Genomic DNA, 20,544 nt, shown 5'->3' with positions numbered 1-20,544 from the left:
TTAAAAGATAATTAAAAAATGATGAATAAAAAATGACCCGTTAATGAATTTCATGAACATTTAATGAACTGAAGTTCTCTTTCACCCATTCCTTGGCCTGAACCTTGGTATTCAGCTCATGCGCAAGCTGTTTTTCGCGAATATGTTTGGCGATTTCGCCCACTTGTTTTCCCGGGGGGAGATCCAGCAATTTCATAATGTCATTGCCGTCCAATAACGGCTCGGGCGGGTGTGGAATTTGTTTAAGTGTCTCGTTGTATTCTTCGGCCAACGCAGTGTAGAGCTCGTATCCTGCCGGTCTCGTTCCGCCAATGTCCGCTTCCATCAAACTCAATAAATCCTTGAACCACGGGTTCAAAAACCAATGACGTTTTCGGCCCAGCGGCATCTCGAGCAATTGTTGAATCATCATGTGATGTTCGATGAGCCACACGATTTCCTCGATGTCTTTTCGTGGAAATTTAAGGCGTCGCAAAATAATTTCTGCAATTTTCGCGCCTTCTTCCGAATGATGATCAAATCGGATTCGCTCCTCCAACTTAAATGTCGGGGGCTTGCCAATGTCATGAAAAAACGCAGCCCACCGCAAATTCAAACTCGCGTATTTCGACAACGAGGCCACCACTTCCTTTGTGTGCTCCCACACATCGCCCTCGTGGTGATATTCGTAGGGCTGAGGCACGCCTTTCATGGCATACGCTTCCGGCAAAGTCTCTTTCAGCACCCCGGTCTCGAGCATGTCCTCCAGTGCGTCGCTAAAACGATCTGACACAATCATTTTATTCAACTCATCCTGAATGCGCTCGCCGGCCACTTCATCCGCAAGTTTGGCATGCGTGCATAAGGCTTGATACGTGTCCGGATGGTATTGAAAATTCAACGTATTTTTAAATCGAATGGCGCGCAAAATCCTCAAATGATCCTCTTGAATGCGCTGATGCGGATCTCCAATAAATCGTAAAAGTCGTTCTTTCAAATCGGCTTGTCCCCCCACATAATCGTAGATTTTTTTGGCAATGGGGTCGTAAAAAATCCCGTTCACGGTGAAGTCGCGGCGCTTGGCATCCTCTTCCGCATGCGTAAAAGCCACGCAATCCGGACGGCGGCAATCCGTGTACGTGCCTTCGGAACGGAAGGTGGCAACTTCAAATTGATGATCTCCTTCCAGGGCCAAAAGCACCCCGAATTTTCGACCGATTGGAATGGTTTTCTTGAGGAGTTTTTCTGTTTCGTCGGGAATGGCGTTGGTTACGATGTCGTAATCTTTGGCTTCTTGGCCGAGCAACATGTCGCGCACGCAACCGCCGGCCCAATACGCTTGGAACCCTGCTTTTTGCAAAATTTTAACAATTTTGAGGGAGGTTTTTTCCATTTTTTGCTTATTTTTTCACTTATTATTATACCAGAATAAAACCATTCCGAGAAGCCTTACTCACGGCTTTTATAAGCCATTTTTTAATAAAATTTGTTAAAAAGAATTTATCTTCCGCGCTATAAATCCAGTCTCTTTGCAAGAGTTTTTAGATTACGACAGATCAATTCCGCGTATAATGGAATTCGTTATTTTTTATTTTTTTTCACTATGAAAAAGCTTCTTGCCCTCTTGAGCCTCAGTGTGCTCATGTTCGCGTTTGTCGGGTGCGAAACTCCGGACACGGATGAAACCGTCACGGACGAAACCACCACCGAAGAAACTGTAACGGATGAGGTCGTTGCACCGACCACGGACGATGTCACCGTCCCAACCACAGAACCCACAACGGACGAAGTGGTTCAGTAATTGACTTTTATTGTCATTGAAATCCGCAAATCCTTTATTCAAGGCTTTGCGGATTTTTTTATTTCTTGCACTTATCTCTTTAAAATGGCATTTTTGTGATGTTATTTTTATGATTTTTTATGATTTTTCTTGGGATTGAAACGTCATGTGATGAAACCGCGGCCGCTGTGGTGCGAGACGGATGCGTTGTTTTGTCGAATGTGATTGCATCGCAGGTGGATCTGCATCGGCAAACAGGGGGCGTTGTGCCGGAAGTGGCGGCGCGCGAACACACGGTTCATATTTTACCGGTCATTGAAAAAGCGCTTGAAGAGGCAAAAATCTCGTTTGAACAAATCGACGCCATTGCGGTCACGGCCCGGCCCGGGCTGATCGCATCCTTGCTGACCGGAACCAATACGGCGAGCACGTTGGCCCGTTTGGGTGGGAAAAAACTCGTTCCCATCAATCATATCGAAGGCCACATTTATGCCAATTTTTTAGATCGAAATGCGGACGAAATTCAGTTTCCGATTGTGGGACTCACGATTTCCGGGGGGCACAATGAGCTTTTTTTAATGAAAGGACATGGAAACATCGTTTCCTTAGGATCCACCCTTGATGATGCCGCGGGTGAAGCCTTTGATAAAGTGGCGAGACTTCTCGATCTTCCTTATCCCGGTGGCCCGGAAATTTCCCGCCTTGCCGCTACGGGTAATGAATCTTGCTATCCATTGCCTCGCGCCTTATTAAAGGAAGGGTATGACTTCAGCTTTTCCGGATTGAAATCGGCGGTTTCGCGCTTGGTGCAGCGAGAAGGAGTTGCATTGAATAAAGCCGATCTTGCCGCATCATTTGAAGAAGCGGTGTGCGATATTTTGAGTACAAAAGTAATTGTTGCGGCGCAAAAATATGGCGCTCGCGAAGTACATCTTGCCGGAGGGGTTTCCGCGAATACCCGACTTCGTACTCGCGTTCATGAACGATTGATTAAAAAACTTCCGAATGTAACCCTTCGATTTCCCGTAAAACTCATTTACTGCACCGACAATGCGGCCATGATCGCCGGAGCCGGGTATTTCCGCGATCAACTTGATCCGAAACGATATGCGCCAGAGCATTCGGTCCTAGCCTCTACCGAGGTTGGGTTCTAAAATTCAAATGAAATCGAGAGATCCTTTCTCGCTGTTTTAATGTATTAAAACGTTTGAATTTCAACTTGCGTACAACTTAAATTTCAGTATAGTGAAGGGTATCGTGTATTCTTTTTATTTCATTAATTTTTAATAAATTCCCGCTATGGACGACGCTAAAAATAAAAAATGTCATCTTCCCATTGGAGTTTTCGACATTTTGCCGGACGAACATTTGTACTACACCTATGTCAAAAAAGTGATTCGTCATCGTTGTCGTCAAAGCGGTTTTCGTCGCATCTCCACGCCGATTTTTGAGTTTACAGATGTGTTCCAACGCGCCATTGGCGACAACACGGATGTGGTGCAAAAAGAGATGTACACGTTCATGGATAAAAAAGATCGTTCTCTCACGCTCAAGCCCGAAGGCACGGCCGGTGTGGTGCGTTCTTACATTCAAAACGGGATGAAGGAATGGCCTCAGCCGGTGGAACTTTATTATATTGAACCGCATTTTCGTTACGATCGTCCTCAAAAAGGACGTTTTCGTCAATTTTGGCAACTGGGAATTGAAATCATTGGAGAATCGGACCCGGCGCTGGATGCCCAGGTGGTTCAACTTTCCAATAAAATCATCGAAGATCTTGGGATTGCCCATCTTTTCACCATTCAAGTGAACAGCATCGGGTGTCCGATGTGTCGTGAAAAATACATCACGGATTTGCAAAATTATTACATCGGAAAAGAACGCTCGTTGTGCGAAACGTGTGTGCATCGTTTGGGCAAAAAACCCTTGCGCTTGCTTGATTGCAAAGAAGAAGACTGCCAAATTTTAGCGGAATTGGCCCCGAAATTAAAAACGTATCTTTGTGCGGAATGTGCGGATTTTCATAAAAAATTCCTCGAATACCTTACGGAAATGGGGCTTAAATATAAAGAAAATGACAAATTGGTGCGCGGGCTCGATTATTACACCAAGTCCGTGTTTGAATTTTGGGACACAAGCGAAGGCGCGCAAAATGCAATCGGAGGCGGAGGACGTTACGACGGACTGGTTGAACTCTTGGGAGGACAACCGACTCCGGCCGTGGGCATAGCTTTCGGAATTGAACGCATCATTTCGAATATGAAACGCGAACAAATCCAAGTCCCGCAAAAAGACGACCTTCAAATTTTTGTAGCGCAACTCGGGGATGAATCCAAGAAAAAATGTCTCAATTTGATCTGGGATTTGCGCGACCACGGCATTAAAACCGTGGGAGCTTTGGGCAAAGGCAGTATGAAAGCTCAGCTCAAATTGGCGGACAAATTCAAGGTACCGTACACGCTTATTTTGGGCATCACCGAGGTGCATGATGGCACGATCATCATTCGCGACATGACAAAGGGACAACAACGAACCGTCCCGTTTGCCAATGTGGTCGAGGAGGTCATCAAGGTCCTTGGCGTAAAAAACCTCGACACGTATTCCCCGAGTGATTTCGTGTATTAAAGGATATGGCTATAAAAAAATGCCCCCACTGTAAAAACTCTTTTTCCGTTCTCAAGGAGGACGTGTACTTTCTTGAAAAATTTTCCGTCAAAATAGCGGGGCTGATATTTACACTTCCCGAGCCTGTTTTATGCCCGGATTGTCGACAACAACGACGTTTGGCGTTTCGCAATGAAAGAAATCTTTATGAACGGACGTGTGATGCGTGTCATAAAAAAAATATTTCCGTGTATCACCCCATGGCAAAGGCTCCGATTTACTGCCAAAGTTGTTGGTGGAGCGATGGATGGGATCCGCTAGCGCATGGATTTTCTTTTGATTTTTCACGTTCTTTTTTTAAACAATTCGAAGGACTTTTACACAACGTGCCTCGCCCCGCAATTCTCAACCGCAACAGTACGCACTCCGAATACACCCATATTTGCGAAGACAATAAAAATGGCTATTTACTGGTGGAAAGCAGTACAAATGAAGATTGTTTTTATTCGTATTGGATTCAAAAATCCAAAAATTGCACGGATTGTTCTTATTGCACCGAATGCGAACTTTGTTACGAATGCGATCATTGTCAAAAATGTTACAACACTTGTTTTCTACAAAACTGTCAGACCTGTTACGACTCGTGGTTTTTGAAAAATTGCATCGGATGCAAAAACTGTTTTTATTGCATCAATCTCAAGCAAAAAGAATTTTGTATTTTCAATAAACAATATTCATCGCAGGATTATTTTAAAATGCTTGAATCGTTTAAAAAAAATGAACCGACTTGGCTCAAAAAAACACAAAAAATGTTTAGCGATTGGGAAAAAACGCACATTCATAAATACGCTGAAATTTATGCATCCGAGGATTGCACTGGCGACTATCTTTCTCATTCCAAAAATTGTTATCACTGTTTTTGTGCGTCTGAGGCGTGGGATTGCCGCTATGGCTACAATCTGTGGCGCGATTCCAAAGACAATGGAGATGTGGACACGTGCGGCATGAACAGCGAGTTGAATTATGAATGCATCAACACGGCGATCGATTCATCCCGGAACATCGGATGTGCACGGTGTTGGGGTGTGCATAACTCTTTTTATTGCAATGAATGCGATTATTCACAACATCTCTTGGGTTGTATTGGGTTGAGGCACAAAAAATATTGCATTTTAAATCGGCAATACACTCAAAAAGAATATGAATCGCTTGTTCCAAAAATCATTGAATCCATGCAAAAAGCCAAGGAGTGGGGGCAGTTTTTCCCGATGGCACTGAGCCCTTTTGCTTATCATGAGACTGTGGCGCAAGATTATTTCCCGTCTCCTCAAGAAAGGGATCTCGTAAAAAACGAAACGAAAACCGATGAAAATGAAAAAAATATTAAAACGTGCAGTACGTGTGAAAAACATTACAAAATCATTACACAAGAATTAAAATTTTATGAACATCACCATTTGCCGTTGCCTCAGGCATGTCCTAATTGTCGACACTCTCATCGCCTAAAAAATCGCAATCCTCGCCAACTGTGGCAACGACCCTGTGCCCAATGCCATGCCGAAATGACGAGCTCTTTTTCTCCCGAGCGACCGGAGATTATTTTTTGTGAAAACTGTTATTTAAAGGCGGTGTACTGATTTTTTGTGATTTGAACGGATTTGTTCTACAATTCTCGCATGTTCCCCCTCCCCTTCACCAAAATCACAGAGATTCCGATTGGCCCGATTTCAATTCAGGTCTGGGGTTTGATGATTGCGGTCGCCATGTTGGTGGCGCTGTGGATTTCATTCCGAGAGGCGGATCGCAAAAACGTGAATCATGAACTCATTCTTGATCTTTTTTTCTGGATGTTGGTGAGCTCTATGGTGGGAGGACGATTGTTCTTTGTAGCTTTGTTTTGGGAGGATTTTGCCAGGGATCCGATCCAAATCCTTGAAGTCTGGAAAGGAGGAATGGTGTTTTTGGGCGGGGTGTTTGCCGCGCTTTTGGCCACTTGGACGATTGTGATGATGAAAAAAATATCGTTCTGGAAAATCATGGACTTGTTTGCACCCGGACTTGCCATCGGAATTTTTGTGGGGCGCATCGGATGTTATCTTATTGGAGATCACATTGGTGCCGTAATGCAACATCCTTTCTTTTGGGGATCGGTGGTCCCGGGAGACGATCGGTTGCGCCATGAACCCGCGTTGTACCTTTCTTTAAACGGGTTATTTTTATTTTTTGTGATTTGGTCGTTGCGTAAAAAAATACAGACGCCGGGGCGATTGGCTTTTTTATTCTTTATTTGGGAAGGATTCAGCCGCTTTTTTCTCGACTTCTTCCGTGCGAATGATTTGCCCGGGCTTTCGGACCCGCGATTTTGGGGGCTCACAATTTCACAACATCTAAGTATTGCCATGTTTTTGATTGCAGGATTCTTTTTCCTTTTTCCAAAATTTTATTTAAGAAAACGTTCATGAAAAATTCATCTTTTTTAAAGATTTTTAATGTTTTTTTAATCTTTTTAATGTTGGTAAGTGGAACTTTTGGAGGACTTTTCATGAAAGTGTCCCCTGCCTTGGCTTCTTTTACCGATGTTCCGCAAACCAGCGAACATTATGCCGCAATTTTATGGTTGGAAGGGCGCAGTGTGATTCAAGGATATGAGGATGGGACTTTTAAACCGGATCAAGAAGTGACCCGGGCCGAAGCCTTGAAAATCGTTTTATTGGGAAGTGGAATTGAAGTACCGGAGGTGATTGGGTTTGATGAAACTTATTATTCCGATATTTCGCTCACGGATTGGTTCACCAAATATGTGGTGAAAGCCACAGACATGGAAATTGTAAAAGGTTATGACGACCAAACTTTCAAGCCGAACCAGACGGTCAATTTGGCGGAAGCGCTGAAAATCATTATGCAAACCAATGCCTTGACCACTGAAACGCCTACGGAAAATCCTTATGTCGATGTTCCTTTTGGGGATTGGTATGCCGGTTATGTAGCATCGGCCAAAGCAAAATATTTGATAGTGGCGGATGGCGAAGGGAAAATTTATCCGGGAAAAGCCATGACGCGCGGAGATCTTGCTGAGATCATTTATCGGTTGTCGTATATCACGGAAAATTTCCTTGAGGAATTCCCGGTGGGCTTAAATTGGCCCGCAACCGTGAATACTGCGTATGACATTACTTTTCCGGTGCCAACAGGGTGGCAAATCATTGATGGCATAAATGGCGAAATGATTTTATGGGCACAGGACGAGGCGAATGGGCAAGTTTCTTTTGATCGGACCACTCCCAATTCCGCACGGGTGGTGATTCGAGTCGATTCCAATACAGAGGGCTTGTCCGGGGACAATTATTTTACACAAATCATGAACGGAATGGCGGGGTACTCCAATTTAAATTCAAACACAACCGAGACGATGGGATTTGACGTATGGGGCGTGGAATACTCGGGGAATTATGAAACTTTCAAAGATTTTTATGTGGAAATGCCGGATGGATTTTTGACGATTCAAAGCACGTATGGGAATGGGGCTTTGAATGAACAATGGGGGGATTTTATCTCTGCGATTTTTGGCGGATTGACGTATACGCCGAACGATTCAGGAGAAACCGCGATTGAACCGAGTGAGGCGGTAGAACAGGCCCGTTCCGCGATTCAAGTGGATGGGCAAGGACAAATTATTCTTGACCTTTTTTCAGATCGAGAACTCATTGAAACCGACTCCATCGGCGTGGGAACCGGGCCGGTCGATTATTACTATTCCGCATGGGCCAATGTCACGTTAAAATACGAACGGTCCTTTGATGTGATTTTGGATGTAGCTGAGGGAAATACAACAAATTTTTAATTATTTTTTAATCTTTTTCATTTATGAAAAAAATATTAACCACGTTCATGATTGTTGGATTTTTAATGGCCATGGGATGCCAAAAAGATAACGGGACAGAAGAAGGAACTTCTGAGGGAACAACGACGGAAGACGTGAATTTTGCAGAACCGAATGTGACGCCTCCCACGGGGATGCCTTCGGTGGAAGGGCCGGATGTGGAATTGCCGCAAGAGTAGGAGTTGAAAATTTGAAATTAGTAGACCTACCCCACCATGGTTGATTATTTTAAAAAATCATTAAAATTACATGAACGACATCATGGAAAATTGGCGGTATGTTCAAAAGTGCCACTCAAAACCAAAACGGATTTGAGTGTGGCGTATACTCCGGGCGTGGCGGAGCCGTGCCGTGCCATTGCGCACAATCCAGAGGCTGCGTATCGCTACACCATGAAATCCAATACCGTAGCTGTCGTCACCGATGGAAGCGCGGTTTTGGGATTGGGAAATATCGGTGCATTGGCCGGGTTGCCAGTGATGGAAGGGAAATGCTTGTTGTTCAAAACTTTCGGTGGAGTGGATGCGATTCCTATCTGTTTAGACACGCAAAATGTAGATGAAATTGTGGAAACTGTGATTCGAATTGCACCGGGATTTGGAGGAATCAATTTGGAAGACATTGCGGCGCCGGCGTGTTTTGAGGTGGAACGACGGTTAAAAAAGGCGCTCGATATTCCCGTTTTTCACGATGACCAACACGGGACCGCGATTGTGGTGCTGGCCGGATTGCTTAATGCACTGAAAGTTGTTCATAAAAAATTAAATGCTGTACGCATCGTTATTTCCGGCGCCGGCGCCGCGGGAATTGCCATCACCGAACTTCTCCTTGCCGAAGGGGCTCGAGATATTGTGGTGTGCGATTCCAAAGGCATCCTTCACCCCAAACGCGACGATATGAATTCTTTTAAGAAAGATATTGCAAAGCGCACCAATCCCAGACGAATTTCAGGAAAACTAAAAGACTCGCTACAAGATGCCGATATTTTTATTGGCGTTTCCGCTCCCGCTATTTTAACTGCGAACATGGTGTCGACCATGGCCCCGGACTCGATTATTTTTGCCATGGCCAATCCCACCCCCGAAATTCTACCCAAAGAAGCGAAAAAGGGAGGCGCGGCCATCGTGGCCACAGGCCGCAGCGACTTCCCGAATCAAATCAACAATGTCTTGGCTTTTCCCGGGATTTTCCGCGGCGCCCTCGATGGCCGCGCCCGAGACATCACCCAAAAAATGATGCTTTCTGCTGCGCACATCCTTGCCGCCCTCGTCCCCTACCCCACCCCCGATAAAATCATTCCCGGCCTTTCTGAACCCGGCCTTGCTCAAGCCGTGGCAAAAGCGATAAAATAGGCTCATGTCAGGACACTCTAAATGGAGCACCATCAAACGGAAGAAGGGCGTGACCGATGCCAAGCGCGGCAAGATTTTCACGCAACACGCCAAAATGATTGCACTTGCGGCGCAACAAGGCGGCGGCGATCTTTTAATGAACCCGAGCCTTCGCGTGGCTGTTGATCTGGCTAAGGCCGACAATGTCCCCAATATCAACATCGATCGCGCCATTAAAAAGGGCACGGGCGAACTCAAAGACGGTATGACGATTTCCGAAGTCACGTACGAAGGCTATGGCCCGGGAGGTGTGGCGCTTTTGGTGCACACCATCACGGATAATAAAAATCGAACCCTCGGCAATGTGCGTCAGATTTTCACCAAATACGGCGGGAACATGGGCGCTGCCGGATGCGTGGGTTGGATGTTTGTAAAAAAAGGCGTGATTCACATTCCTTTGGCCGGCTTAAAAATGGAGGATGTTGAAATGGCGGTCATCGATTCCGGGGCAGAAGATATGAAGCAAGAAAGCGAAACCCTGGTGGTGACCACGGCATACGATCAATTGATAAGCACTAAAAAATCCTTGGAATCCAAAAAAATTCCGGTGGAAAGCGCAAAACTCGAAAATATTCCTTCCACCACGGTTCCGATCAATGATCTTGAAATGGCGTCAAAACTCCTCAAATTTATGGATGCGCTCGATGAAGATGAAGACGTGTCCGAGGTGTCGAGCAACTTTGAGATTGCAGAAGAGGTGATGGCGAAGCTTGGAGACGAAGATTAAAAATTTGTCACCCTGAGGCTCTCGAAGGGTGCCCTAACAAAACTCTATCTTGAATGTATGGTTCGAGACGCCCCGTTGGGGCTCCTCACCATGACATAAGCCTTTAAATCGTTCCATGGAAAAACCTTGCATCAACTGCTCAACCCTTTTTGAAGTCACAGACGATGACCTTAAATTTTACGAACAAATTTCCCCTGTTTTTAATGGCAAAAAATACCTTGTCCCGCCTCCCACGCATTGCCCGGATTGTAGACAACAACGCCGGCTCGCATCGTGCAACGAACGCCATCTGTATCACGGCGAATGCGGTTTGTGCCACAAATTTACGCTCACCCAATTTCCTCCTCATCTAAAACAACCCATCTATTGCCGCGAATGTTGGCACAGCGACCAATGGGATCCGTGCACGTATGGGCAGGATTTTGATTTTTCTCGTCCGTTTTTCGAGCAAGTGTATGAATTGAAACGTCGCTCCCCGGCCCAAGCCTTGAGCATCGACGGCACTACAACAAATTGCGAGTACATGCACTATGCCGGGTCTTCCAAAAACTGTTATTTAATCTTTCACGCGGACTTTTGTGAAGATTGTTATTATGGCTACGGCTTCAAGAAAAACACAAGTTGTGTGGATGGATTTTACAACCTGCATTGCGAACTCTGCTACGACTGCGTGGATGTGCATAAATGCTACGGGCTCAAAGCCTGCCAGGATTGCATCGGGTGCTCTTCGTCGTCCTTTTTGCGTGATTGTGTGGGGTGCAAACATTGTTTTCTCTGCGTGGGTCTGCGCAACAAAGAATATTATTTTGAAAACAAACCGCTCTCAAAAGAAGACTATGAAAAACGCATGACGCACATCGACACCGGCTCGTACAAAACGTATCAATTTTGTAAAAAACGATTGACAGAACTTGAACGCACTCACCCGTTTAAGGAATTTCACGGATACAATACCGAAAATTCATTCGGCGATTATTTGATCCATTGTAAAAACACACAATACAGTTTTGATTGCGAGGATGTGGAAGATGGAAAATTTTGCTACCAACTCGTGCTGGGGGCAAAGAATGTTTACGACCTATACCAGTACGGCACCAATGTTCAACAATCCTACGAATGCATCATCACGGGCGGAAATGCGTATCATGTTTTGTTCTCCAATGAAGGCACGATCAGCTGTACGGATTTATTTTATTGTTGGTATATTGAAAATTCAAAAAATTGTTTTGGATGCGTGGGGGTTCATCACAAACAGCACTGCATTTTAAACAAACAATACACGCCCGAAGAATACCATCGCTTAGCGGCTCGCATTGCGGAGCACATGCAAAAAACCCCGCATGCGGGGCAAGCCTCTGAATGGGGCGAGTATTTTCCGATCGCGATTTCACTGTTTGGCTACAACAAGACCACGGCGCACATGTACTATCCCCTAACCCGCGATCAAGCCTTGGCCAAAGGTTATAAATGGGACGATTACGAACCGCCTCAACCCACTGTGGCAGGCACGATTCCGGCGGGAAAAATTCCTGATAATATCGAAGATATTCCGGACACCGCGCTCAAGGCGACCCTCGAATGTGAAGTCACGAAAAAACGATTTAAAATCACACCGCAAGAATTAAAATTTTACCGTGAGCAAAAAATTCCGCTCCCCCGTCGCTCACCGGACCAACGGCACCTCGACCGTTTTCATCAGCGCAATCCTCGACAATTTTGGACACGCGAATGTGCGCATTGCCATAAACAAATCCGCACCACCTTTTCTCCGGACCGCCCGGAAATTGTGTACTGCGAGGGATGCTATTTAAAAACGGTTTATTAATTATTTTCAAACCGATAAAACCCTTCCCCTTCTTTTTGCGTGTCGTTGTTTAGGATTTTGATGCCGGTGCTATTGCCAGGGTTGGAGTCGTTTTCAATGCGTTTTTCGCCTTGCAACTGAGGCATGGGCAAGCCATGTTTCGCGGCCTGATACGCCAAAATTCCGAGCAGTACTTCTTTTGCCGCGACCTCAAACGGTTTGCCTTTGATTCGGAAGCCGGCCGCTTGTTTGTGCCCTCCGCCGCCGAACAACGCCGCGACTTCATTCGCGTCTACAGCTGCCGTGGTGCTACGCAAACTCGCGGATAATAGGCCGGGCTGTTTTTCTTTTAATAAAGCCACAATCTCCGCTCCCGGCGCGTTGTTGAGCAACTCATCGATGATGCCGCCGCACTCTTCCATTTCCGCCCCGGTTTCCTCAATATCCTTCAACGAAACCGTGGACCACACAAAATGATAATCCTTGGCGAATTGAATTTTTGACAACACTTGGCCCCACAATCGCAGAGTCGAAAGGCTCTTGGTTTTATACACGTGCTTGATGATTTCCTGTTGGCGCGCGCCGCGTTTCAACAATTCCGCGGTGGCGATAAACGCCTGAGGCGTGGTGTTGGAATGCTGGAAACTGCCGGTGTCGGTGATGATTCCGGCGAGAAGCAAGGTCGCCACATCCGCATCAATGAGCGGTTGATTGACCTTTTCCTCCAAGGTTTTGAGCAAAGCAAAAATAATTTCCGTGGTCGCGGAAGCCGTGATTTGTACATGATTGAGCGTTCCGAATTCAAAATTGCTGGCATGATGATCGATGTTGATAACCGGGAGTTTGTAAAAAATATCCGGATGCTTTTCGTAAAATTTCCCCAGTTGCTGAAGATCCGCGGTATCCACGACCACGACGAGGTCGTATTGATCGAGTCCTTGGCTGAAGGAGACATCGTCGGGCGTGATTTTTTTCTCTTGGTCTTGCGTTAAAATGATGTTCACTTTCCCGGGCGTGATCTCGTGGCGCACCTCTTTTACATCCGCGTTCACAGTGATGACAAAATCGTTATCGCTCTTGAATTCGCCATTGATTTTTTCCATCATGGGAAGGAACTGAAGATCTTTTGGAACCGGTTCGGCCGAGATGACGGTGGCCTTTTTCCCCAATTTCTGGAACACCAAATATAAGGCGAGCGCACTGCCCAACGAATCGCCGTCCGCAGGGGACGACGGGAGCAAGAGCACGTTGGAGCTCTTGAGAAATTGGTGAATGATTTGGTCTTCGATGGGTGAGTTCATAATTTTTGGGTATCCTGTTATTTTAGAATATTTTTCACAACAAGTCAATCCTAGCGCCTTTCTTGTTGAGAAAGCCCGATTGGGCGCTTTTCGAAAACATGAAAGCTATTACTATACTAGTAAATTATATTTTTGGCAATAGCTCTTGACGATTTTCTTTAAAAAATCATCCAGTTATTCAACTTTTGATCTGAATGAGGCTTCCTAGGAAGCCTCCCCTATCTGCAAAATTACAACATAAATTAAAACCTTTTCGTAATATCTTTGTAGGGATTCTGTTATTTAATATTGTCCGTAGTAAATCGCCTCAATTGTCACATTGCTATTGACTTTTATAAATTTATATTGTATAAATATATCCTTTATTATTTTTTATCCCTTTTCTCTATGAGAAAGCTTCTCTCGTTCTTGCTCAGTGCCATGGTGGGAGTGATGGTTCTTGCTCCCGCGGCTCAGGCGTTTGTGATGCATCCTGTTATGGGAAGCCCCATTATGATGGACCCCCCATCTACAATGAGTGATTACGTCAACCGCGCCGAACTCGTCAAAATGGTGCTTGTGGACGCCGGATATACGATTTGGGATGGATCTACTCCCACTTCTTGCGTGTTCACGGATATGACCGGAGCGGAATGGTACTATCCTTATGCTGTCACCGCTTGCGAAAAAGGGTTTATCTCGGATGGAGAATTTCGTGCCAGTGATTTAGTGAATAAAGCTGAAGCCGTTAAAGCGATTTATGTGGCTTATTCTGTCCCTTACAGTGTCCCCGCTACCCCGACTTATACGGATGTGGCTCCGGGGACTTGGTATTATGAATATATTGAAAGTCTCGTTTCTTATGGTGTTTTGTTGAGTGGTATTTCGAATTTTTATCCGAGCGACGCTTTAAAAATGTGGCAGGCTAAATTTTGGCTTAGTCGCATCTAAGATTAATTTCCCATCGTCAAAATAAAAGCCACCGACTCATCCTCGGTGGTTTTTTGTTTACGCTTCAGCGATATCTATTACCTTTAACTCCAACCGTTCCTCGCCATTCCAAATGCTGCGGTCGAGCTCGAACACGAGGTCAATGGTAGATTTTTGGTCGAGCAAAGTGCTGATTTTTGGGTAATGCTCTCCAAATTTAAAGGCAATGGCGGATAAAGAATTTTTCGGGGCACGCACATAAAACTTGAGATGTTTTTTCTCTCGGCCGACCGGAGACATATTATGCGGAGTGACTCCGCGCACCACGAACAACGGTTTTTCATTACCCTGGCCAAACGGCGCGCGCTTTAACAATTGCTCCACCAAATCGAACGTCACATCCCCCACCCCGACTTCAAAATCAATGGGCAACACGGATTCGAGCGAATCTTCTTGAATGGTTTTTTCAGCATAGACTCGCATATCCTCCGTAAAAGCCTCCAACCGATCCTTGGCAATCGTGAATCCTGCGGCTCCGGCATGGCCTCCATAGGTCTTGAAATGATGCCCCATGCTTTGCAAGGCTTTTCCGATATCAAAATACTCGGGACTCCGACACGACGCCACGCACTCGTCCCCGCGATGCTCCAAAATAATGGTGGGACGATGGTGTTTTTCGCCCAAACGTGCAGCGATCAGCCCAATGATTCCGGCAGGCCAGCCCGGGTCGCCTAAGATAAGAATTTTCTCTTTTTCTTCTCCGTTTTCGCTCATTTTTTGCTCGGCTTGCTTTTCGATTTCCAAAAGTTGATCTTGGCGGTCTCGATTCATTTCTTCGAGCTTTTGCACAAATTCACTGGCGCGATCGTTTTCATTCAATAAAAGTTGCAACGCGAAATACGGCGTGTCCATTCGACCTGCGGCATTGAGGCGCGGCCCGATACGAAATCCGATGAGATCCGCATCATAACTTTTAGCTTGATTGGCGTCGACTCCCGCATTTTCCAACAATTTTCTCAATCCGACCCATGCGGTTTTTTGCATTTGAACAAGCCCTTGTTTTACAATCCAACGATTTTCTCCCATCAATGGCACGCAATCCGCCACCGTGCCCAAGGCCGCCAAATCCACAAATTTTTCTTGCGCGATTTCCGCTTCTTTTTTTCCTTTTAACGTACGAATCAATGCCACCGCAAATTTGAATGCCACACCGGACCCGGATAAATACGGAAACGGATAATGCCCCTCATCGATTTGAGGATGAAGAATGGCCAACGCTTTTTCCGGAATTTGCGCCGGGATCGCGTGATGATCCGTGACAATCACGTCTATGCCTTGGTCAACCAGGGCTTCGATTTCAACACGACTTGAGATGCCACAATCGACGGTGATGAGAAGAGAGACATCCAGCGCCTGAAAAGTTTTCACCCATTCGGCATTGAGGCCGTAACCGGATTGGCGATCCGGAAGCCGGTAGGAAACTTGCGCACCCAACTCTCGCAACACATGCACCAGAATCGCGGTTCCGCTCACACCATCCACGTCATAATCCCCAAAAATTAAAATGCGCTCGCCGGTCTCGATGGCTTGCTCAATGCGTTTCACGGCCATTGCCATGCCTTTCATTAAAAAAGGATCGTGAAACGTCACGGTTTCGTTGTCGAGATTTTCGGAAAGAAACCCTTGAAGGTCGTTTTTTTTGAGATGCCATTTTTTGCCTAAGAAAGACATAGAGAAGGAATTGAAAATTTTAGATTTAAACTAGATCAGGCCGAGTAGGGAAATTTTTGGCCAATTCCGGAGCGCCAATCGGCTTGGTTTTCGCGAAGCGAAACGATTGGCGCGAGGCATAGCGGGCGTTCGCCGCAGGAGCGAACGAACCGCGGTGGCCAAGAATTTTCTTGCTCGGCCTTAATTCATTTTTGTAATTTTCTTTCCTTGATCTTATTTTTCCCCCACAACGCCAAGGCTTCTTCCGGGGTGGAGGCCTTGTCCTTGCCAAAAACCCAGGTGTGACGGCTCACAATTTTTTCCGCAATTTCTTTCAACACTTCGTCCATCGTGAACTTGCCCTCTTCTTCCGCGATCACGCACAATAAAACCATATTGAACAACACGTCCCCCAATTCTTCCCTCAAATTTTTCATATCGCCTTTTTGAATCGCCTCTTCAACTTCTTTGACTTCGCCCAATAAGTCGGGCAATAAATTTTCGATCGTCTTTTTGCGATCCCACGGACAACCGGTAGGGCTGCGTAATTTTTTGGCAATGCTTAATAACTCACGGAGCGAAGCGGAGTGAGCTCCCCCGAATTTCTTTCCCTCATTTTTCTCCTGTTTACTTTTTGCCATATTTAACCTGTTTTAGTGAGTTCTTTGGCCAATGCTTCGCCGCTGACCCAATAAATGGTGGAATCGCGTTTGAACCAAGTTTTTTGGCGGCGGGCGTAGTCTCGGGTTTCTTTTTTGATCAATGCGACCGCGTCTTCCAACGAAATTTCACCTTCCAAATACTGAATGATTTGCTTATACCCGAGCCCGCTCATGGAAGGCAAATGTCGATCGTAGCGATCCAATAAGCCGTGCGTTTCTTCAATCAATCCGGTTTGAATTTGTTCATCCACGCGGTGATCAATGCGCTCGAACAAAACTTCGTTGGGCCATTCGATCCCGATTTGAAGCACTTCAAACGGACACGGGCGTTTTTTCTTTTGCTCTCCGGCACTGCGTTTACTGGCGAGATTGATTTCCAGGGCACGGATCAAATAACGGTGATTGTTCGGATGAATTTTACTCGCAGACAAAGGATCCAATTCCGCGAGCATGTCATGCAAGGCTTGGCCCCCGTTTTTTTCCAATTCTTTTTCGAGCTCTTTGCGAAGATTGGGGTCTGGCGGGACTTCAGGAAGCTCGTAGTTTTGCACAATCGAACTGATGTACAAGCCGGTTCCTCCCACCAACAGCGGGACTTTATTTCGATGATGAATCTCCTCGATGATGCGCATGGCATCCCACTGAAAATCCGCAAGACTGTACGGCTGATCCGGGTCTCGAATGTCGATCATGTGATGAGGTATTTTGGAGCGAATGGCAAGTGAAATCTTGTCCGTACCAAGATCCATGGTTCGATAAATCTGACGAGAATCCGTAGAAATGATTTCGCCATCCATTTCAAGCGCGAGTTTGAGACTGAACGCGGTTTTGCCCGAAGCGGTAGGGCCCAAAATCACAACGAGCGGCTTTTTTTTATTCTTGGCCACTTCGAGAAGGAATCGACGGACTTGTTCAATGTAAGGCATGGGCGCATTCTACCACAAGTTTTTTGTTTGTGATTTTTATCTTAAACAGGTAAAATTAGGCCATGAATACATCTAAAAATTTGATAGGGAAAAGTTCGATCCATAGGGCCGTGAGTGGATCTTCGAAACTTGAACGATTGAGTTTTTCTCGTGCGCGAAACAATAAAACAGTCATCTCTAAATTAAAAAAATATGGGCGTGGTTTCTCGTTATAATGTCGGTGGGGATGAGGCTGATATTTTAAAAAATAAACTTGGGATAACGAATCCGAAAGAGCTAGAAGATGCCGAGACGGTACTTTTAACAGATTCGTACGATTATTTTTTAAAACTTTTAGAACAGGGAAAGCTAAAACTTAACCTGGAATTACTTTTCGAAATTCATGCCTATTTTTTGGGAACTCTTTATCCTTGGGCCGGGAAAATACGTCATGTGAATATTTCGAAAAATAATGCTTTTTTTGCCCCTGCAAAACAAATTTCTAATGCCCTTAAACAATTCGAGTTGGATTTCAAGAAACATAAACCCAAAGTGAAAGACTCGAAAAAAGATTTGGCGAAAAAATTGGCGTTTATTCATGCCGAGCTCAATGTCATTCATCCTTTTCGTGAAGGGAATGGCCGCACGATTCGTTTATTTTTAGATCTCATGGCCGTTAGCGTTGGCTATGAACTTCTTAATTTCACTGAAGTGTCTGAATCCGATTATATTGAGGCTTGCAGAAAAGGCATGCTTCAAGAATATCAACCTTTGGAAAGTCTTTTCTTGAAACTGCTAAAGAAAAGGAAAATCACTCGTTTTAAATCTTAAAAATTAAGATTTAACTTTTGGGACTTTTATTACGCCACGAAAATATTCCCAATCTCTACAGGGATATTCAAGAAATTGCGTTACTTTATTTTTTTCCCCATCCTGAACAATCCACTGATCTACTATTTGTTTTGGTTTTCCCCCAACGTTGAGATTTCTCGGTGGGTCTAAAAAGCAGCGCCCTTCAACCTCTACCCCTGCTTTTAGCAATTTTCTAAATTGATCCATTGTCATGATGCTCATTCCCATAATCCCTGCTATATCTACAATATTCCCGCAAGCAGGCTGCTCGTCCCCATTTACAACCTTTACACTTGTGTTCCACGCGTTTTCTGTCTCTACGTTGTATGCTAGGGATCCCATTAGAAGTCCTTCTTGCCCCACGTTGTATCCTGGCCTCATTTCAAAGAAACTCAATCCTGGGCATCTCTTGCTGCATGTTCCAAAGTAAAAAAAATCATCATCTTGCATAAAAACATCCGGAGAATGTCCCGTTCTTTCCATTTGGGCTAAGTCCAATAATACTTTGCCATCAACGGCATAAAGTGCCTCTTCTACTTCTTGCCAATGAATATCTGAGTGAGTTCTCTTCTTGTCTTCATGAAAATTAAATTTAAGGATATTTATTATATTCTCGGGAGTTGGGGGTAAGTGATTTATCGCTAGGAAACTCCCCTTCAATGCTTGCCCTGGGCTGGGAGAACTCGGTCGCTCCGTAGCAGCAACGCCCTCATCTCCGCATGTGAGGGCTCAGGATCTTTCCCTCATGGCAAGTATGGTTTGAGCTAGAAGCTCTACTCTCTCGCCTACTATTGGACTAGTCTCCCTAAGTCTACTTTCTATTCCTTCCCAATCTGGCCCTCTTTTTGCGCTAAAAACACTTACACCGTCAGGCAGCAAGCGTATCTCTCGCGACAGATGCTCGAATAAACTCGCTTCTGTGCGCCCATATAGAACCACAGGAATAGGATCATTTCTACTTTGTTCGACTTCGGCTCTTATCCATCCTAGGAATTGTCTCCCTGTTTGGAATCTTATTTCTAAGGAATCGGGCGGCTCTACGGAAATTGGGGCTGCCGTAGGGACGACTACTAAATCCTTAGGGTCTGGGGTTTCATGGCTTGATGGGGACATAATTTAAGGTAAGTAAATTGCGTTATTTATTATATCATTTTTCTTGAATTACACAAGCTTTTTCTTTGACATTTTATTTTTTCCCGCTAGAATACGTCCCGCTGAAGACCGTAGGCATCTCACCCTTAACAGGTTGGATTAAGACCTACCGAGGCTACAAACTCACTCTCTTTTCCTTCAATTTTTGAAGGAAACGCCCGCCTTTGGCGGGCTAAGCCTCGAGTCTTCATCGCTCGAGTTTTTTTATTTTTTATTCTTTAACTTCTCCTCATGGCTGTTACCAAAGCTCAAAAAGCCGACATCCTGGAAGGGCTCAAGAAGCAATTCCAAGGAGCAAAAGGGATTGTTTTTGCCCAGTATCGAGGGATTCCGGTGGCGACCATCCAAGATATTCGCAAAGGACTCCGTCAGTCCAATGTCGGATACAAGGTTGCCAAAAAGACTCTCTTCCGAATCGCGGCCAAAGACGCGGGATACGAACTCCCCGACACCATCATGGACGGTCCGATCGCTGCGGCGTTTGGATACGATGATGAAATTGTCGCGGCTCGCAAAATGCACGAGTTCGCCAAGAAAATTGAAGCCCTCAAAATCATGGGCGGTGTGATGGAAGGAAAAACCATCGATGCCTCCATGGTGAAACGACTTTCCAGCATTCCTTCTCGTGAAGTTTTGTTGGCCAAATTCATGGGCTCAGCTCTCTCTCCGGTCACCGGATTTGTGGGCACGCTTCATGGTGTGGTTTCTGCATTCGCTCGTGTGGTCAAAGCCTATGCTGACCAACAAGCTTCAAGCGCTCCGGCACCTGTTGAAAAAGCGGCTGAACCTGTGGCTGCTGCGGAAGAAACACCGGCCCCTGTTGCCGAGGTTCCTGCCGAGGCTCCCTCCGCTGTTCCGGCTGTTGCCTAGTTTTTAAATGGTTCATTC

Annotated in this window: 18 protein-coding genes; 12 read left to right on the top strand and 6 right to left on the bottom strand. The window is 45.5% G+C overall.

What is annotated here, in order from left to right:
• Positions 1-40: 40 nt before the first annotated feature.
• Positions 41-1,372 (bottom strand): CCA tRNA nucleotidyltransferase, encoded by a 1,332-nt coding sequence (locus tag WC882_00310; GenBank protein ID MFA5842113.1) that lies wholly within the window; start codon positions 1,370-1,372, stop codon positions 41-43.
• A 210-nt stretch (positions 1,373-1,582) separates the two neighbouring features.
• Between WC882_00310 and WC882_00305 the strand changes: the two genes are divergently transcribed.
• From WC882_00305 to WC882_00265, 9 genes are all read left to right on the top strand, one after another.
• On the top strand, positions 1,583-1,780 hold the full coding sequence (locus tag WC882_00305; GenBank protein ID MFA5842112.1) for a hypothetical protein: 198 nt from the start codon (positions 1,583-1,585) through the stop codon (positions 1,778-1,780).
• Between the two features lie 119 nt (positions 1,781-1,899).
• A complete protein-coding gene (gene tsaD, locus WC882_00300) occupies positions 1,900-2,913 on the top strand; it encodes a tRNA (adenosine(37)-N6)-threonylcarbamoyltransferase complex transferase subunit TsaD (protein MFA5842111.1) in 1,014 nt (337 codons plus the stop codon).
• Positions 2,914-3,058: 145 nt separating this feature from the next.
• A complete protein-coding gene (gene hisS / locus WC882_00295) occupies positions 3,059-4,384 on the top strand; it encodes a histidine--tRNA ligase (GenBank protein MFA5842110.1) in 1,326 nt (441 codons plus the stop codon).
• Positions 4,385-4,389: 5 nt separating this feature from the next.
• Positions 4,390-6,843: a prolipoprotein diacylglyceryl transferase gene (gene lgt / locus WC882_00290; protein MFA5842109.1), complete on the top strand. Its 2,454-nt coding sequence runs from the start codon at positions 4,390-4,392 to the stop codon at positions 6,841-6,843.
• Positions 6,822-8,204: an S-layer homology domain-containing protein gene (locus WC882_00285; protein ID MFA5842108.1), complete on the top strand. Its 1,383-nt coding sequence runs from the start codon at positions 6,822-6,824 to the stop codon at positions 8,202-8,204. Before lgt ends, WC882_00285 begins: the two co-directional genes overlap by 22 nt.
• A 23-nt stretch (positions 8,205-8,227) precedes the next feature.
• On the top strand, positions 8,228-8,422 hold the full coding sequence (locus WC882_00280) for a hypothetical protein (GenBank protein MFA5842107.1): 195 nt from the start codon (positions 8,228-8,230) through the stop codon (positions 8,420-8,422).
• Positions 8,423-8,458: 36 nt separating this feature from the next.
• Positions 8,459-9,595 carry an NADP-dependent malic enzyme gene (locus WC882_00275; GenBank protein MFA5842106.1) on the top strand — a complete coding sequence of 379 codons (1,137 nt, stop codon included), beginning with the start codon at positions 8,459-8,461 and terminating at the stop codon, positions 9,593-9,595.
• A 4-nt stretch (positions 9,596-9,599) separates the two neighbouring features.
• On the top strand, positions 9,600-10,361 hold the full coding sequence (locus tag WC882_00270) for a YebC/PmpR family DNA-binding transcriptional regulator (protein ID MFA5842105.1): 762 nt from the start codon (positions 9,600-9,602) through the stop codon (positions 10,359-10,361).
• Positions 10,362-10,476: 115 nt separating this feature from the next.
• Positions 10,477-12,186, top strand: coding sequence for a hypothetical protein (locus tag WC882_00265; GenBank protein MFA5842104.1), 1,710 nt, complete (start codon positions 10,477-10,479; stop codon positions 12,184-12,186).
• Here WC882_00265 and WC882_00260 read toward each other — a convergent pair.
• Positions 12,183-13,466, bottom strand: a complete 1,284-nt coding sequence (locus WC882_00260; GenBank protein ID MFA5842103.1) for a bifunctional oligoribonuclease/PAP phosphatase NrnA — start codon at positions 13,464-13,466, stop codon at positions 12,183-12,185. The two genes, WC882_00265 and WC882_00260, sit on opposite strands and share 4 nt — an antisense overlap.
• Positions 13,467-13,853: 387 nt before the next feature.
• On the opposite strand from WC882_00260, the gene WC882_00255 reads away from it, so the two are divergent.
• On the top strand, positions 13,854-14,396 hold the full coding sequence (locus tag WC882_00255; protein ID MFA5842102.1) for an S-layer homology domain-containing protein: 543 nt from the start codon (positions 13,854-13,856) through the stop codon (positions 14,394-14,396).
• A gap of 57 nt (positions 14,397-14,453) precedes the next feature.
• On the opposite strand, the gene recJ is transcribed toward WC882_00255, so the two are convergent.
• Genes recJ through miaA form a run of 3 tightly spaced genes read right to left on the bottom strand, consistent with a single transcriptional unit; the run spans position 14,454 to position 17,673 of the window.
• Complete coding sequence (recJ, locus tag WC882_00250) at positions 14,454-16,106, bottom strand: single-stranded-DNA-specific exonuclease RecJ (protein MFA5842101.1); 1,653 nt, start codon at positions 16,104-16,106, stop codon at positions 14,454-14,456.
• Positions 16,094-16,726, bottom strand: a complete 633-nt coding sequence (locus WC882_00245; protein MFA5842100.1) for a MazG nucleotide pyrophosphohydrolase domain-containing protein — start codon at positions 16,724-16,726, stop codon at positions 16,094-16,096. The genes recJ and WC882_00245 overlap by 13 nt, the downstream gene beginning before the upstream one ends.
• A 2-nt stretch (positions 16,727-16,728) precedes the next feature.
• The gene (gene miaA / locus WC882_00240; GenBank protein MFA5842099.1) at positions 16,729-17,673 is read right to left on the bottom strand and encodes a tRNA (adenosine(37)-N6)-dimethylallyltransferase MiaA; all 945 of its coding nucleotides are present in this window, start codon (positions 17,671-17,673) and stop codon (positions 16,729-16,731) included.
• 192 nt (positions 17,674-17,865) lie between these two features.
• Here miaA and WC882_00235 point away from each other — a divergent pair, with 192 nt between their 5' ends.
• Positions 17,866-18,483, top strand: a complete 618-nt coding sequence (locus tag WC882_00235) for a Fic family protein (protein ID MFA5842098.1) — start codon at positions 17,866-17,868, stop codon at positions 18,481-18,483.
• 3 nt (positions 18,484-18,486) lie between these two features.
• On the opposite strand, the gene WC882_00230 is transcribed toward WC882_00235, so the two are convergent.
• A complete protein-coding gene (locus WC882_00230; GenBank protein ID MFA5842097.1) occupies positions 18,487-19,617 on the bottom strand; it encodes a DUF4256 domain-containing protein in 1,131 nt (376 codons plus the stop codon).
• A gap of 270 nt (positions 19,618-19,887) precedes the next feature.
• Here WC882_00230 and rplJ point away from each other — a divergent pair, with 270 nt between their 5' ends.
• Entirely contained in the window at positions 19,888-20,526 is a 639-nt protein-coding gene (gene rplJ / locus WC882_00225) for a 50S ribosomal protein L10 (GenBank protein MFA5842096.1), read from the top strand.
• Positions 20,527-20,544 lie beyond the last annotated feature (18 nt).

Source organism: Candidatus Gracilibacteria bacterium (assembly GCA_041658685.1).
In the GTDB taxonomy this organism is placed as follows: domain Bacteria; phylum Patescibacteriota; class Gracilibacteria; order UBA1369; family UBA12473; genus JBAZZS01.
This window is presented reverse-complemented; position numbering and strand designations above follow the sequence as displayed.